The following is a 13,877-nucleotide window of genomic DNA, read 5'->3' on the forward strand; positions in this document are numbered from 1 at the left end:
GGTCAGCTGCTGCGCGGGGTGATCGCCGCGCGGTCGGCGCGCAGGTCGTCGACGAAGTTGGCGATGGCCTCGGCGACCAACAACGGCTCGGTGATCGGCAGCCAGTGATTCGCCGGGACGGCGCAGCGCCACAGCTTGTCGACCCAGCGCGCGGAGGCGTCGTAGACGGCGGCCGGGACGAACGGGTCGGTGGTGTCGACCAGCAGCTGGACCGGGACGGCGGTCCTGCGCACCCGCGGCTTGCCCAGGTGGTGCAGCAGATTCGCCTGCGCGATGCGCGCGCCTGCGAGCAGATCGCCACGCCAGGTGCGCGCGATCCGCGCGGGCAGCGGCGAGACTCCCCCGAGCCCGCGCACGAGCAGGCCGCGCAGGCGGGGCGGGTAGAGCCTGCGGGCCATGGGACCGGGCGTCAGCGCCCAGCGCGCACCGTGCAACCACCAGCCCAGATCGCGGAGTTCGCGGCCGGCGCGGGGCGCCAGCGCGCGCAGCCACAGGCCGAGATGATCGAGGTTCGGTCCGGCGATCGCGGTGAACGAGGCGATGCGGGTGTTGGCACGCTCGTCGCAGACCGCTTCCCACAGTTGCACCGCGCCCCAGCCGTGGCCGCATGTGTGCACCGGCCTGCGCGGGCTGGCGGCGTCGATCACCGCGAAGAAGTCCTCCGCCAGCGTGCCGAGGCGATATTCCGACAGTACGGCGGGAACGGCCGAATCACCGTGGCCGCGAACGTCATAGGTGATGACCCGGAAGCCGTCGGCCAACAGGGCCGCGACCGTGGACCACACGCTATGGGTGTCGGTGAGGCCGTGCACCAGCACCAAGGGCTCCGCGGCGGCATCACCCCATTCGAAGACGGCGAGTTCGGCGCCGTCCCGGTCGACCGTCCAGGTGCGGTCCGGTCGGGGCGTTTCGGTGGTGTCGAGCAGTTCGGTCATGTCCTTACCTCATTCGCTGCCGGCTGCCGATCCGATGGCACGTCGCCGTCGTGCCCGATGTCAGTAATTCCGATACGGACAGTACGAAGGATTGACCCTTGGAGGGAAAGGTAAAACGTCCGAATATGGCGCAGCTCACCACCGGAATCGCGGCACGGGCGGCGGTTTCTCGTCGGCACTCGGCAGGCTGCCCGCCTCCACTCGCGGTCGGGCCTGGTCATCCGGGCGCTCCGGGTGGCCGTGACGGCGGCTCGCTTTCCTTGTTGACAACTCGCCAATAGTTCGGGAATCTGAGCCGTAACCGGCGAAGGGGCCGGACCGGAGCTAGCAAAGGATCCAGCGATGGCGCGCGCGGCGTGGAGTGACGACGAGGTCGAGGCGGTACGAGACCTGGCGAAGACCTTCTTCGAGAAGGAGGTCGTGCCTCATGAGGAGAAATTCGTCGCGCAAGGGCACCCCGATCGCGCGCTGTACAACCGGGCCGGTGAACTCGGCCTGCTGTGTCCCGCGATTCCCGCCGAATACGGCGGTGGCGGCGGTACGTTCGCGCACGAAGCCGCCATCATCGAGGAGCAGGCCCGCGCCGGGGACGGATCGATGGGCATCCCCGTGCACAGCTCGATCATCGCGCCGTACCTGTACGAGTTCGGTTCCGAGGAACTCAAGCGGCGGGTGCTGCCCAAGGCCGCGAGCGGCGAGATCGTGCTTTCCATCGGCATGACCGAGCCGGGCACCGGATCGGACCTGCAGAACATCAAGACCCGCGCGGTACTGGAGGGCGACGAGTACGTCATCACCGGCTCGAAGATCTTCATCACCAACGGCTGGCTCTGCGATGGCATCATCATCGCCGCCAAAACCGACCCGACCAAGGGCGCGGCCGGTGTCTCGCTGATCTTCGCCGAAGTCGGTGACGACACTCCCGGTTTCGAGCGCGGGCGCATCCTGAACAAGATCGGCGGCAAGGCCCAGGACACCGCGGAGCTGTTCTTCGACGGCCTGCGCGTGCCCGCGTCCAACCTCCTCGGCGGCGCCGAGGGGCAGGGCTTCTACCAGATGATGCAGATGCTCGCGCAGGAACGCCTGGTCACGGCGATCATCGCGGTCGCCATGATGGAGAAGGCGGTGCAGCTCACCGTCGATTACACCAAGGGCCGCGAAGCGTTCGGCAAACCGCTGTTCGCCATGCAGAACACCAAGTTCGAACTCGCCGAGTGCGCGACCGTCACCAAGGTCTCGCGCACCTTCCTCGACGACTGCATCGACAAGCACCTGCGCGGTGAACTCGACATTCCCAGCGCTGCCATGTCGAAATACTGGCTGACCGATCAGCTCGGTATCGTGGTGGACCGCTGCCTGCAACTGTTCGGCGGCTACGGCTACATGACGGAGTATCCGATTTCCCAGCTCTACACCGGCGCCCGCGTCCTGCGCATCCTCGCGGGCAGCAACGAGGTGATGAAGGATCTCATTGCCCGGTCTCTCTGACACCAGGAGTGCGGCCGCGGACGGTGGCGCCGACCCGGCGCTACCGCGCCGCCGCAGGCTCGAACCCGACGAGCGGCGCGCGCAGATCCTCGCCTGCGCGATCGACATGTTCGGCGAGCGCCCGTACGCGGCCGTCTCCACCGCCGAACTGGCGCAGCGCGCGGGCGTCGCGCGCGGTCTGATCAACCACTATTTCGGCAACAAGCGCGACCTCTATCTCGCGGTGGTGCGGCGCATGGTGACGTTGCCCAAGCTCGACAACATGGTCGTGCCCACCGGCAGCTGGCGTGAGCGGGTCGATGCCAGCGTGCGCTGGCTGCTGGACACCATCGCCGAGCACGGCAGCACCTGGGTGAAGGTCACCAGCCACGAGGGCGTCGGCGACGATCCCGAGGTGCAGCAGATTCTCGACGCCGCCGACGACGCGGCGGCCGAGCGCCTGCTGCTGATGGTCGGCCTCGCCGATTCGGCACACGACGCCGAACTGCGAGCGATGGTGCGTGCCTATGGTGGTCTGGTCAAGGTCGCGGGCCGGGAATGGATCACGCGCGGCACGCTCACCCGCGCGCAGGTGCACGAGCTGCTGTGCGACATGCTGCTGACGCTGGTCACCGAATCGCTGCCCAAGGTCGACCGCAGGCAGTCACCCGGCGGCCCGGATCACCGCTCCCCGCTGTAGCGAATCGGACGCAAGGCGCCCGGCCCGTGGCCCTGGCGGCCGTGCTTCAGTTCGATCGCCTGTTCCCGGTGATGTTCGACGAGCAGGGCGCCGACGCCGGTGATCCACAGCGCGGCCGTCACGACCACACCGACACCGGTCCAGCCGGTGAACCCGTATCCGGCGGCGGTCAGAGTACAGGCCAGCGCTACGACGCCGAGGGTGCACAACACGATGCCCGGGAGGTTGAAGTTGTCGTCGAGCAAATCTCCGGCCCTGGCATGCCAATGCGGGGTATCCCGGCCGCTCGAGGTCGTCTTATCGGACATGGATCCTCCTGGAGAAAGGCCGCGGTCAGGTGGGTCGTATGTCGACCAGCATGCGCCTCGGCTAACAGATTCGCGAGAGTTGCGACACGTTTGTTATTACGGCCCGATCACAAATATCCGACACTTCGAATCAACTTTTCGCCGCGCGCGCCCTATTCTGTGTCGGTATATCGGGGCGGGTCCGGGCAGTCCGAGGTTCCTGCGCGGTGTTGGTGTGGAGAGGGACCTGAATGACACGGGCAGAACGGCGTGATACGGATCGCTGGCCGCAGGCGCGGCCGGAGGATCGCTGGTCGGAGCCCGAGCCCGACGGCGGCTGGGCGGACGAGGAGGACGAGCGCTGGCCCGAGCAGCCGCCGAGCCGCCGCCGAACCGGCCGACTGCGGGTGGAGATCCCGCCGATCGTCAATCCGTACGCGATCGTCGCGCTCGTGGGGGCGCTGCTGGGGCTGTTCCCGGTCGCCATCGTGTTCGGCTTCATCGCCTTCAGTCACCCGCGCGGCCGGGTCATGGCGATGTTCGCGCTGCTGCTCGGCGTCGCCGAGATCACCGCGGTGGCCGGGTTCGTCCTGCTGACGGGCAACCGGCTGCCGGACGTGATGAACCGTCAGTCCGTGATCGCGCCCACGCCCGTCGCGTCGGTGCCCACGACCGTCGAGCGTCCGGTGGCGACGACCACGGCGGCAGCGCCGAGCCCCGCTGTGACCACTACGCCGTCAGCGAGCCAGGGACCGGTCACGAAAGGTTCGTCGTGCAGCGAGGCGCAGCTCGGCCAGATCGGCAGCGCCGCCGACGGTGGCACCCTGATCTGCCTCACCACCTCCGGCGGCTACCAGTGGGCGGGCCCGCACGTCGTCGCGACCGCCGTGCAGCAAGCGGGGTCGAAGTGCGACGCCTCCGGGGCGAAGACCGGACGCACCGCCGACGGCCGGGCCCTGGTGTGCGAACTCAGCGGCCGCAGCGGCACCTGGGTGTTGTGGACCGAATAACGCTCGCTATTCGGCCTTCTTGGCGCGGCTCGGCTGCACCCTGGGCGGTTCGTTGGGCATCTTCGGATATTGCGGGGGCCACGGCGCGTCCATGAGACCGGCCGCCATGTCCCGGTCGGACATCTCCAGCAGCGGGGCGATGGACTGGGGCGCACGATCGGCCCACGGGTCGCCCGATGCGGCGTAGCGTGCCGGGACGGTCGCGATGGTCAGCTCGTCGGGCACCACCGAATCCAGATCCGCCCAGCTGATCGGCGTCGAGACCTGCGCGCCGACCTTCGGCCGCACACACCAGGCGCCGAACACCGTTTTGTGCGGCGCGTTCTGATTGAAATCGATGAAGACCCGGTTGCCGCGTTCTTCCTTCCACCACTGCGCGGTGATGTCCTCCGGGAACCGGCGCTCCAATTCGCGGGCCAGCGCCACCGCGGCGGCCCGCACCTGATAACCGTCCCACTTCGGTTCCAGCGCCGAGTAGAGATGCAAGCCGCGTGAGCCGGAGGTCTTGATCCAGGATTCGATGCCGAGTTCGGCGAGCAGATCCCTGGTGCGTATCGCGGCGTGCCGGAGATCGGCGAAGGTGATGCCCGGCGAAGGATCGAGGTCGATGCGCAGCTCGTCGGCGATCTCCAGATTGTCGGCGCGGTTGGGCCAGACGTGGAACCCGAGGCATCCCTGGTTCACCGCCCACAGGATGTGGGCGAGATCGTGGGCGACGAGGGCGTCGCTGGTGGTGCCGTTCGGTGTGGACACCTCCACGGTGTGCAGCCAGTCCGGCGCGGATTTAGGCACCCGTTTCTGGAACCAGGACTTGCCGGACGCTCCGTCGGGATACCGCTCCAGCAGCAGCGGACGCCCGCCGACCACATTCAGGAACGGCTCGGCGATCGCCTGGTAGTAACGCACCAGATCGAGTTTCGTCTCGCCGCGCTTGGTGAAATAGATCTTGCCCGGATTGCTGATCGTGACGGTCCGGCCGTCGGTCTCGATGTCGACGGACTCGGTCATCGCGCCGCGCCTTCGCCGAACAGCGTGCTCAATTCCGCGGGCGCGACCTCGTCCAGCTGCGCGTAGGTACACGATTCCGGCGTCCGGTCGGTGCGGAAGCGCACCAGCCTGCCGCCGTGGCGCAGCCGTCCCGACTGCACGTGCTCGTAGCGCACCTCGGCGACCAGCTCCGTCCGCAACGCCTCCCAGGACAGATCCTTGCCGCCGGTCCAGCGGCTGACGCCGCCGGGCATCTTGCCCTCCGCCGCCGCCTGCGCCGCGGCGTCGGCCCAATCCCGCCAGGGATGGTTGTCGAGCGCGTTCTCCCGCAGTGGCGCGAGCTCCTCGACCAGTTCCTTGCGCCGGGCCGCGGTGAAGCTGCTGGCCACGCCGACGTGGTGCAGGCGGCCCTCGTCGTCGAAAAGTCCGAGCAGCAGCGAGCCGACCCCGGCCCCGTCCTTGTGCCAGCGGAAACCCGCCACCACGCAGTCGGCGGTGCGCTCGTGCTTGACCTTCAGCATCACCCGCTTGTCCTGGAGATAGGCGAGGTCGTCGGATTTGACCATCACGCCGTCGAACCCCGCGCCCTCGAAACGGGTGAACCAGTCCTCGGCGACGTCGGGATCGTGGGTGAGCGGAGTCAGGTGCACGCGCGCGAGCGCGGTGTCCAGGATCGTTTCGAGCAGCCGCCTGCGTTCGATGAACGGCTCCCCGGTCAGATCCTTGTCGCCGAGGGCGAGCAGATCGAAGGCCACGAAACTGGCCGGCGTCTCCGCGGCCAGCTTGGCGACCCTGGACGCGGCCGGATGCAGCCGGTTCTGCAAGGTGTCGAAATCCAGACCCTGTTCGGTGACCACCACGATCTCGCCGTCCACCACGCAGCGGTCCGGCAGCGCCTGCTTCAGCAATTCGGCGACCTCGGGAAAATACCTGGTCAGCGGCCGGTCATTACGCGAGCCGAGTTCCACTTCGGCGCCGTCGCGGAACACGATGCAACGGAAACCGTCCCATTTGGGTTCGTAGCTCAGGCCCGGCTCGCGCGGCACCGCGGGCGCGGATTTGGCCAGCATCGGCCGCACTGGTGGCATCACCGGTAGATCCACGCGATCCTCCTCGGGTTCGATCCTCACCAATGTCGACGGTGCGCGCGGACCGAACTCATCGGTATGCGGCCGCGGCCTCGGCTCGATCGTAGGCGGGTGCCCCGACAGGTTCGTGGACTTCGCCGGTCAGTTCTCCAGCCAGCCGTGCTGGTCGGCGAACGCGGTGAGCCGGTCGCGGATGGTGAGGATCTCACCCGCGGTGAGCGCGGGGCTGGCGTCCAGGAGCAGCTCGGTGATCAGGCGCTGGTGCTCGGCGACGGTGAGCTGTCCCGAACCGGCCCTGTCCTTACCCTTGTGCCGGGCGGGGGGTGCGGACGACCCGCCGACCACAGTGAGATTGACCGCCTTGGGTCCGCGGTCGCCTTCGGTCACCTCGAACTCGAACACCCGTCCCTGTCGCAACTCGTCCTCGTCCAGGCCGATGTCGTTGACGTGGACGAACACATCGGGTCCACCGTCCTCCGGCCGAATGAATCCGAATCCCCGAGAGCTGTCGAACGACACCAATTTCCCGATGGACACCAACACCCGCTCCTCGTCGCCGTCGCTACTGGGCAACTTTAACGCGCCTTTTCGCCGTCGTCGGAGGAAAGCGCCTTTTGCAGCGAATTGAAAACGGTCAGTCCCTGACCGACCATTCCGTTCACCAGTTCGCTGACTCCGTCCGGTCCGTTCAGCACGGTGAGATTCGCGTTCGCCAACCCGTTCGACGCCTGCCGCACGATTTCCGGAAGTTGTTCGATCAACAACTGATCCAGCGCGATGCGGTTGTTCGACGCGGCCGCCTCGGCCTGGATCCGGGTCCGGTCGGCTTCCGCCTCGGCCAGGATGCGCACCCGATCCGCTTCCGCCTGAGCGGGTTTGACGACCTCGGCCTGCAACTGCTGCTCACGCAGCTCGGCCTCCTTGCGCGCCTGCTCGGCCTGGGCGGTGAGCACCTCCTGCAACGCCATCGCCTCGGCGAGCGGGCCCGCCTGCGCCGCCTCCGCGTTGGCCTTGTCGATGTCGCGCTGGTACTGCGCGCGCAGGATCGCCGTCTCGCGCTGATATTCCGCCTGCCTGCGCTGGGATTCCTGCTCGGCCTGCGCCGCCGCCTGCGCGGCTTGCGATTGCGCGATCTGCGCGTCGCGCTGGACGGCGGCATTGTGCGGGGCGGCGAGCGCGGCGATATAGCCGAGGTTGCCGTCGTCGATGGACTGGATCTGGAACGAATCGACCCACAGGCCGATGTTGCTCATCTCGACTTTCGACGCGACGAGCACTTCGTCGGCCAGTCTCTGCCGCTCCCGGATGATCTCCTCGACCGTCATCGAGCCGACGATCGAGCGCAGGTGCCCGGAGAAGATGCGCCCGGTCAGCACCGACATCTCCCGCTCCTGTTCGGAGAGGAACCGCTGGGCGGCGTTCACGATGGAGGAGGTGTCGTTGGCCACCTTGAACGCGATCACCGCGCGGACGTCGAGCTGGATCGCCTGTTTGGTGACGCACCGCTCCTTGATCTCGGATTCGAACATCGCCAGCGACAGGTAGCGCACCTTGCGGAACAGCGGAATCACCCAGGCGCCGCGTCCGATGACTACTTTGAACGGCGTGTTGTCGCGGCTCTTGCCGCCGCTGACCAGCATCGCCTCGTCCGGGTCCGGCACATGGTAGCCCAGCACGTCTGTCTCCCTTGCTCTTTCAGGTTTCTGCGGCCGGGTCCGGGGTGAGCGGAATCCACGGGACGACGTCGACGACGCGCCCCGGATGGACCGCGATGACCAGCACGGTCGCACCGGCCGGGATCGGCTCGGCGGACTGTGCGATGTACAGCTCGGTTCCCCCGCGAATCGCGACCAGGACCTCGCTCAGCGTCCCGGCACCTCGGATCGGCGATGTGAGCGTACCCGTCAAACCCACCACCGGGTCGGTCATCGCGCGATCTCCTTCTTCCGGCTCTCGGACCGTCACCCTACGTCTCGCACAGCGCCTTTCGGTATCGGTGCGGCGGAACGGCGCGGCGGCGCGAGTATGTTTCTTGCATGGGAGGTCGGCTGGCGCTGGTGGTGGGATCGGAATGCGCGGCGCTGGGAGATCTGGGTTTCACCGAAGAACTCGCCAACGGCTTGTACGGGAGTCTGACCGCAGCGGGCGGGTGGCGGCCCGCCATCGAGCTGGACGGCCCGGTGCTGAATCCCACTGCCGCGCAACTGCTCGAGGCCGTCGACGCGGCCTTCACGGCGGCATCGCAGCGGCAGGCCACCCTGCTGCTCGGCTTCATCGGGCACGGCGTGGCGACCAGCGCCGAGGACTTCTACCTGCTCGGCCACGATTCACCCGCTGATCCCACCTCGCACAACGCGTTTCACCTGACCCAAGAGATCCGCGAGCGGCTCGACCGCGCCGCGCTGGACGGGCTCGTGCTGCTCGTCGACGCCTGCGAGGCGGGGCAGGGCGTCCAAGGGGCCGCGCGCCGGTGGACGGATCTGCTGGCGCAGTCGGGCGGCCGGATGGAACTGCTGGTCGCCTCGGGCGACGGGCCCGCGTACTCCGGATGCTTCACCCGCACCATGCTCGCCACCTTCGACCTGGGCCTGCCGCTGCGCGGGGAGAACCTGCTGCCCTCGGACCTGGTCGATCCGATCGCCGTGCAGTGCACCCATCAACAGCCGCAGCATCTGTCGTTCAGTTCCGGCGCGGTGTCCACGGCACAGGGCGTCGACCCGGGGCTGTGGCTGGTGCCGAACACCGCGCGCCACCGCGACGCGGTGAGCGGACGCTCCGCGGCCGGATTCGTCGACCAGCTCACCCGGCGTCTGCTGCTGACGCCCGATGTGCGCGAGCGTCTCGACGCGATCGTCGACGCGGGCAGCCACCGGCTGCGTGCGGTGCTGGGTCCGGCGGGCGTGGGCAAGTCCACGCTGCTGGCGATGCTGATCCGCCCCAGCCTGGTCGACGGGCTCGCCGTCACCCCCGACTACATCACCGCCGCGGTGTTCCTGACGGTGAACAGTTCGGTGGAGTCCGTGGCCGCTGAGCTGGCCGCGCAGCTCGACGCGCGCGTGCCCGGCTTCCGTGAGGCGGCGCGCGCGGCCAGGGCGCACCGGCCCAGGGACGAGTTCGACATCTTCGACATCCTGGTCCGCCGCCCGTTGGCGCGGCTGTCCACGGCGGGCCGCCGGGTCACCCTGGTGTTCGACGGACTGAACCAGCCGCAGGAGGGGACCAGGCGGTTGCTCGTGGCCGCGATCGCCGATCTGACCGGCCGCGAGGATCTTCGGCACGTGCGCGTGATCGTCGGCATCCGGCCCGGCACCGGCGTGGAGGACGATCCGGGGCTGGCGCACATGTACCGCATCGATATCGCCGAACCGGCGGCCGACGACATCGCCGCCGTGGTGGATTCCGCGCGCGGCACGGCGCCGCTGGGCCCGGTCGACTGGATCGGCTGGATCCAGCGGCTGCTGGCGGAGACCCCCACGGACGCGAGCGGTTCGCGGGTGGTGGCGGGCGGCTGGCTGGTCGCAGGCATCCTGCTGGAGGTCGCTTCGGGATTGACCGACGGCGCGGTGGCCTCCGGGATCGGCCTCGACCGGGTCATCGCGCTGCGGGTCGAGACGGCGCTGCGCGGGCTCGATCCCGAAACCACCGGTGACACAGCGGCTCTGCTCGGTGTGCTGGTCGCGGCGGGTGTCGGGCCGGTGTTGCCGCTGGAGCTCTTGGATTCGGCGCTGTTGTCGCTCGGCGTCGACCTCAGCGCCGCCCGGGTCCGCGACATCGCCGTGAATCTCGGCACCCTGGTCACCCGCAGTCATCCCGGCACCGTTCGCGAGTCGCTCGGCGTGACCCACAGCGCGTTCCTGCCCGCGCTGGGCGCGGAATGCCACCGCCTCGGCGTGCGCATCGCGGACGCCCACCGCGCCCTGGTCGCGGCGATCCAGGCCGACGGAGGCGACCGGGCCGCGGACTACGCGCGCGGCGCGGCCGTACGCCACTGCCTGGCCTACGGCGATGCCGCCTTGGCCATCGACTTCCTGGAGAAACTGGAGACCGGCAGGTCGGCCGACGACCGCGACCTGTGGGCGGCGTGGACGCCCGACTTCGCCGAGTCACTGGGACCGGACCATCCCTACACCTTCATCACGCGGGAACGGTGGGCATATCACCGCGCCGAGAGCGGCGACCTGGTCGGCGCAGTCGCCGATTTCGAACAGTTGCTCGCCGACCGGTTGCGGGTGTTCGGACCCGACGATCCGGCCACCTCGGACACCCGCGACAAGCTGGCGAGCTACCGCGCCCGCTGCGGCGACTACTCCGGCGCGGGCGAGGAGTTCGAGCATCTGCTCGCCGACCGGCTGCGCCTGCTCGGGCCCGACCATCCCGAAACCTTGCGCACCAGGAACAACCTGGCGTCCAATCGCGGCGACGTCGGCGACTTCGCCGGGGCGATCGACCGGTTCGAACAGCTGCGCGCCGACCGCGCCCGCGTGCTCGGCGCCGATCACCCGGACACCTTGCGCACCCGCAACAGCCTGGCGTACTGGCGGGCGGCAAGCGGCGATCTCACAGGCGCACGGGCCGAATTCGAGCAGTTGGTAGCCGACTATCTGCGCGTTTTCGGCGCCGACCATCCCAATACGCTCGGCGCGCGCAACAACCTCGCGGCGTTCCGCGCGCGCAGCGGTGATCTGTCGGGGGCGGGCGCGGAGTTCACCCGGCTGCTCGACGATCGTCTGCGGGTGCTCGGACCGGACCACCCCGACACGCTGCTCACCCGCGGCAAACTGGCCGCCTACCGCGCCGACAGCGGCGATCTCGCGGGCGCGATCACCGACCTGGAGAAACTGCTCGGCGACCGGTTGCGCGTGCTCGGCCCGGACCATCCGGACACCTTCGACACCCGCAACGAACTCGCGGGCTGCCGCGCCCGGCACGGCGACCTGACCCGCGCCGTCGCGGAACTGGAGGTGTTGCTGGTCGCGGAGTTGCGCGCTCTCGGCCCCAGTCACGGCGCCACCATCCGGACGCAGAACACGCTGGCGTACTGGCGGGGCCGGTCCGGGGACCTACCGTCCGGCCGCACCGGGTGACGCGCGGGGCGGTCAGGGACGGTAGAGCGAGCGGTACACCGTGAGCATCGCGAGGCAATGCTCGATGATCTGCTCGCGGGTGGCGCGCAGCGAGCCGTTCAGCCATGCCGAGAACATGCCCGCGTTCCCGCTGGCCATGGTCACCGCCGCCAGCCTGCGCTTGACCGGATCGTCGATGTGGCCGAACAGATGGTCCTGCATGATCCGGGTGAAGACCGGCATCACCGCGAAGGTGGTCTGCCCGAGCCCGGTGCTGGAATACGGCTCGACCAGGAACAGCCGCGATTTGCGCGGGTCGGCGAGCACCTTGTCCACCAGGATCTCCGACAGCGCGCGATCGCGGGACGGGTCGTCGGTGGCGGCGAAGGCCGTCATGGGTTCGAGGAATTCCTCGGCGACCTGACGGTAGAGCACGTCGAGCAGCTCGTCGCGGCTGGCGAAGCTTTCGTAGAAGTAGCGGTCGGTGAGATTGGCCTTACGGCACACCGCCCGCATGGTGACCCCGCTCGCGCCCGACTCGCCGATCAGATCGAGCGCCGCTTCCAACAGCGCCGCCCGCCGCGTCTCCCTGCGCTCGGTGAGCGTCGTCCCACCCCAGATCCGTGGGCCCCCGTCGTCGTCTGCGTCCTGACCTGTCTGCACGGCCCAACGATAGTGCCTGGCGGCGCGCCCCGGCGCCGCGCGCACCCGCCCCGCCCTCCCCGGTCTTGCCGAACTGGATTCCGCGCCGTCACAGTGCGGTAACTGACGGTTTACTCGACCTGGTTACCTTCCCTGGGTTGCTCGGTGGTTCGGTAGTGGAGGTGACGGCGCGTGCACAACTCCGCTGCGGCGATCTCGTCCGAAGGAATCGGTCACGTACTCGGGCATGCGGGGATGCGCCCCGTACGACCGGCGGTTCGGCCTGTCCCGCCGCCGCGGCGGCCGCTGCCGCTGGCCCGTGGGCCGCGTCCGGCGCACATCCCGCTCGCCCCCGCGCAGGAACGGATGTGGCACGCCGCGCGGGCCGGGAACTCGAGTGACTGGAATGTGACTCGCGCGGTGCGACTGTCCGGACCGGCACTGCGGCCCGAGGGGATCGTCGCCGCGATCGACGACGTCGTCGCCCGGCACGAACCGCTGCGCACCCGTTACCCGAGGACCGCCTCGGGCCCGGCCCAGGTGATCGTCCCCGCGGACGAGGCCGGGGGGCGGACCGACGTCGTCCTGGCCACCGAAGCCGAATTGCCGCGGCATATCGCGGAATTCGCCGCGATCGAGTTCGATCTGGAGACCGGCCTGCCGCTTCGCGCCCGGCTGTGCGTGCTCGGACCGCACGAGGTGGTGCTGGTGCTGGTCGTGCACCACATCTCGATCGACGGGCGGTCGGTGGCCCCGCTGCTGCGCGATCTCGGCACTGCCTACCTCGCCGGACAGGACGGAGCCGCGCCGGACTGGCCGCCGCTGCCGATCGACTACGCGGACTACACCTTGTGGAAGCACGCCCAGCTCGGTGACTACTCCGACGAATGGAGCCGCGCCACGCAGCAGTTGCGGTACTGGGCCAACACCCTGGCCGGTCGGCCGCCGGTGCTCGATTTCCCCTGCGTCCGGCCTCGTGCCATCCGCCGAGGCGGTGCGAGCGCGGGTGCCGTCGTACCGGTCGCGTTCGCCGCCGGTGTGCACCGTGCGCTGCTCGATCGGGCGTGCGCGGCGCGAGCCAGCCTGTTCATGGTGTTGCAGACCGCGTTCGCGGTGGCCGTCGGCGCTTTCTCCGGCAGCGCCGACGTGACGGTGGCCACCGCGGTCGCGGGCCGCGATCACCGGCTGCTCGACGACCTGGTGGGCAACTTCGCCGACGACGTGCTGATGCGCGTCCGGCTCGACCGCGCCGCCGACGCGGAGGAACTGCTCGATCAGGTGCGCGGGGTGGCGCTGGCCGCCTTCGCCCATCCCGATACACCCGGCCAGCGGCTGAAGCGCTGCCTGCTGCAGGACGCGGCCTGCCCGCTGTTCCAAGCGACGCTCATCCTCCAGCGCGGCGCGGCCGCCCAGCCCGCGGCGGACGGTTCCGGCGGAGTGAGCATCACCGAGGTCGACACCGGAATCGTCCGCGCCAAGCACGACCTCGAATTCGGTCTCGTCGACCGGTACGACCGGCTCGGCGCGCCCGCGGGCATCGACGGCGTATTCATCTACCCGGCCGCGCTGTTCGAGCGGGGCACCGCGGTCGCTTTCACCGAATTGTTCGCCGCCACAGTCGAACTCCTGGCCGCCGGTTACCGGGGTCCGGTCACCCCGTTGCTGACGGACTGGTCCGCCGGGCGGCGGTGAGCCCGC

At 69.3% G+C, this 13,877-nt stretch carries 13 protein-coding genes; 5 read left to right on the top strand and 8 right to left on the bottom strand.

What is annotated here, in order from left to right; all coding sequences use genetic code 11:
• Positions 1-2 precede the first annotated feature (2 nt).
• Positions 3-935 (bottom strand): alpha/beta fold hydrolase, encoded by a 933-nt coding sequence (locus tag ACIA5H_RS07700; protein WP_379255451.1) that lies wholly within the window; start codon positions 933-935, stop codon positions 3-5.
• 342 nt (positions 936-1,277) lie between these two features.
• Here ACIA5H_RS07700 and ACIA5H_RS07705 point away from each other — a divergent pair, with 342 nt between their 5' ends.
• Together ACIA5H_RS07705 and ACIA5H_RS07710 are read left to right on the top strand one after the other, a co-directional pair.
• Positions 1,278-2,423, top strand: coding sequence for an acyl-CoA dehydrogenase family protein (locus ACIA5H_RS07705; RefSeq protein ID WP_379255453.1), 1,146 nt, complete (start codon positions 1,278-1,280; stop codon positions 2,421-2,423).
• Complete coding sequence (locus tag ACIA5H_RS07710; RefSeq protein WP_355078431.1) at positions 2,407-3,102, top strand: helix-turn-helix domain-containing protein; 696 nt, start codon at positions 2,407-2,409, stop codon at positions 3,100-3,102. The genes ACIA5H_RS07705 and ACIA5H_RS07710 overlap by 17 nt, the downstream gene beginning before the upstream one ends.
• Here ACIA5H_RS07710 and ACIA5H_RS07715 read toward each other — a convergent pair.
• The gene (locus tag ACIA5H_RS07715) at positions 3,084-3,410 is read right to left on the bottom strand and encodes a hypothetical protein (RefSeq protein ID WP_379255455.1); all 327 of its coding nucleotides are present in this window, start codon (positions 3,408-3,410) and stop codon (positions 3,084-3,086) included. The two genes, ACIA5H_RS07710 and ACIA5H_RS07715, sit on opposite strands and share 19 nt — an antisense overlap.
• A gap of 230 nt (positions 3,411-3,640) precedes the next feature.
• On the opposite strand from ACIA5H_RS07715, the gene ACIA5H_RS07720 reads away from it, so the two are divergent.
• Positions 3,641-4,399 carry a hypothetical protein gene (locus ACIA5H_RS07720; RefSeq protein WP_397074662.1) on the top strand — a complete coding sequence of 253 codons (759 nt, stop codon included), beginning with the start codon at positions 3,641-3,643 and terminating at the stop codon, positions 4,397-4,399.
• Positions 4,400-4,405: 6 nt separating this feature from the next.
• Here the strand turns inward: ACIA5H_RS07720 and ligD are convergent, their stop codons facing one another.
• The 5 genes from ligD to ACIA5H_RS07745 all read right to left on the bottom strand — a co-directional run bounded on the left by ligD (position 4,406) and on the right by ACIA5H_RS07745 (position 8,403).
• Positions 4,406-5,407 carry a non-homologous end-joining DNA ligase gene (ligD, locus tag ACIA5H_RS07725; RefSeq protein WP_379255459.1) on the bottom strand — a complete coding sequence of 334 codons (1,002 nt, stop codon included), beginning with the start codon at positions 5,405-5,407 and terminating at the stop codon, positions 4,406-4,408.
• Positions 5,404-6,489, bottom strand: a complete 1,086-nt coding sequence (locus ACIA5H_RS07730) for an ATP-dependent DNA ligase (RefSeq protein ID WP_379255460.1) — start codon at positions 6,487-6,489, stop codon at positions 5,404-5,406. The genes ligD and ACIA5H_RS07730 overlap by 4 nt, the downstream gene beginning before the upstream one ends.
• A 126-nt stretch (positions 6,490-6,615) precedes the next feature.
• Positions 6,616-7,047 (bottom strand): cold-shock protein, encoded by a 432-nt coding sequence (locus tag ACIA5H_RS07735; protein ID WP_379255461.1) that lies wholly within the window; start codon positions 7,045-7,047, stop codon positions 6,616-6,618.
• 2 nt (positions 7,048-7,049) lie between these two features.
• Entirely contained in the window at positions 7,050-8,150 is a 1,101-nt protein-coding gene (locus tag ACIA5H_RS07740) for an SPFH domain-containing protein (protein WP_397074665.1), read from the bottom strand.
• 19 nt (positions 8,151-8,169) lie between these two features.
• Positions 8,170-8,403: a hypothetical protein gene (locus ACIA5H_RS07745; protein WP_355078426.1), complete on the bottom strand. Its 234-nt coding sequence runs from the start codon at positions 8,401-8,403 to the stop codon at positions 8,170-8,172.
• A 107-nt stretch (positions 8,404-8,510) separates the two neighbouring features.
• Here ACIA5H_RS07745 and ACIA5H_RS07750 point away from each other — a divergent pair, with 107 nt between their 5' ends.
• Complete coding sequence (locus tag ACIA5H_RS07750) at positions 8,511-11,558, top strand: tetratricopeptide repeat protein (RefSeq protein ID WP_397074667.1); 3,048 nt, start codon at positions 8,511-8,513, stop codon at positions 11,556-11,558.
• 12 nt (positions 11,559-11,570) lie between these two features.
• On the opposite strand, the gene ACIA5H_RS07755 is transcribed toward ACIA5H_RS07750, so the two are convergent.
• Positions 11,571-12,200 (bottom strand): TetR/AcrR family transcriptional regulator, encoded by a 630-nt coding sequence (locus tag ACIA5H_RS07755; RefSeq protein WP_355078424.1) that lies wholly within the window; start codon positions 12,198-12,200, stop codon positions 11,571-11,573.
• A 171-nt stretch (positions 12,201-12,371) separates the two neighbouring features.
• Between ACIA5H_RS07755 and ACIA5H_RS07760 the strand changes: the two genes are divergently transcribed.
• Positions 12,372-13,871: a condensation domain-containing protein gene (locus ACIA5H_RS07760; RefSeq protein WP_397074670.1), complete on the top strand. Its 1,500-nt coding sequence runs from the start codon at positions 12,372-12,374 to the stop codon at positions 13,869-13,871.
• The last annotated feature ends 6 nt before the right edge of the window (positions 13,872-13,877 follow it).

Origin of the sequence: Nocardia sp. NPDC051900 (assembly GCF_044452545.1) — a bacterium.
GTDB classification, from domain to species: domain Bacteria; phylum Actinomycetota; class Actinomycetes; order Mycobacteriales; family Mycobacteriaceae; genus Nocardia; species Nocardia sichangensis.

What these genes read in the sequence shown, in the direction of transcription:
- ACIA5H_RS07700 (WP_379255451.1), bottom strand. Translation starts at nt 935, where the DNA reads ATGACCGAACTGCTCGACACCACCGAAACGCCCCGACCGGACCGCACC.
- ACIA5H_RS07705 (WP_379255453.1), top strand. Translation starts at nt 1,278, where the DNA reads ATGGCGCGCGCGGCGTGGAGTGACGACGAGGTCGAGGCGGTACGAGAC.
- ACIA5H_RS07715 (WP_379255455.1), bottom strand. Translation starts at nt 3,410, where the DNA reads ATGTCCGATAAGACGACCTCGAGCGGCCGGGATACCCCGCATTGGCAT.
- ACIA5H_RS07720 (WP_397074662.1), top strand. Translation starts at nt 3,641, where the DNA reads ATGACACGGGCAGAACGGCGTGATACGGATCGCTGGCCGCAGGCGCGG.
- ligD (WP_379255459.1), bottom strand. Translation starts at nt 5,407, where the DNA reads ATGACCGAGTCCGTCGACATCGAGACCGACGGCCGGACCGTCACGATC.
- ACIA5H_RS07745 (WP_355078426.1), bottom strand. Translation starts at nt 8,403, where the DNA reads ATGACCGACCCGGTGGTGGGTTTGACGGGTACGCTCACATCGCCGATC.
- ACIA5H_RS07750 (WP_397074667.1), top strand. Translation starts at nt 8,511, where the DNA reads ATGGGAGGTCGGCTGGCGCTGGTGGTGGGATCGGAATGCGCGGCGCTG.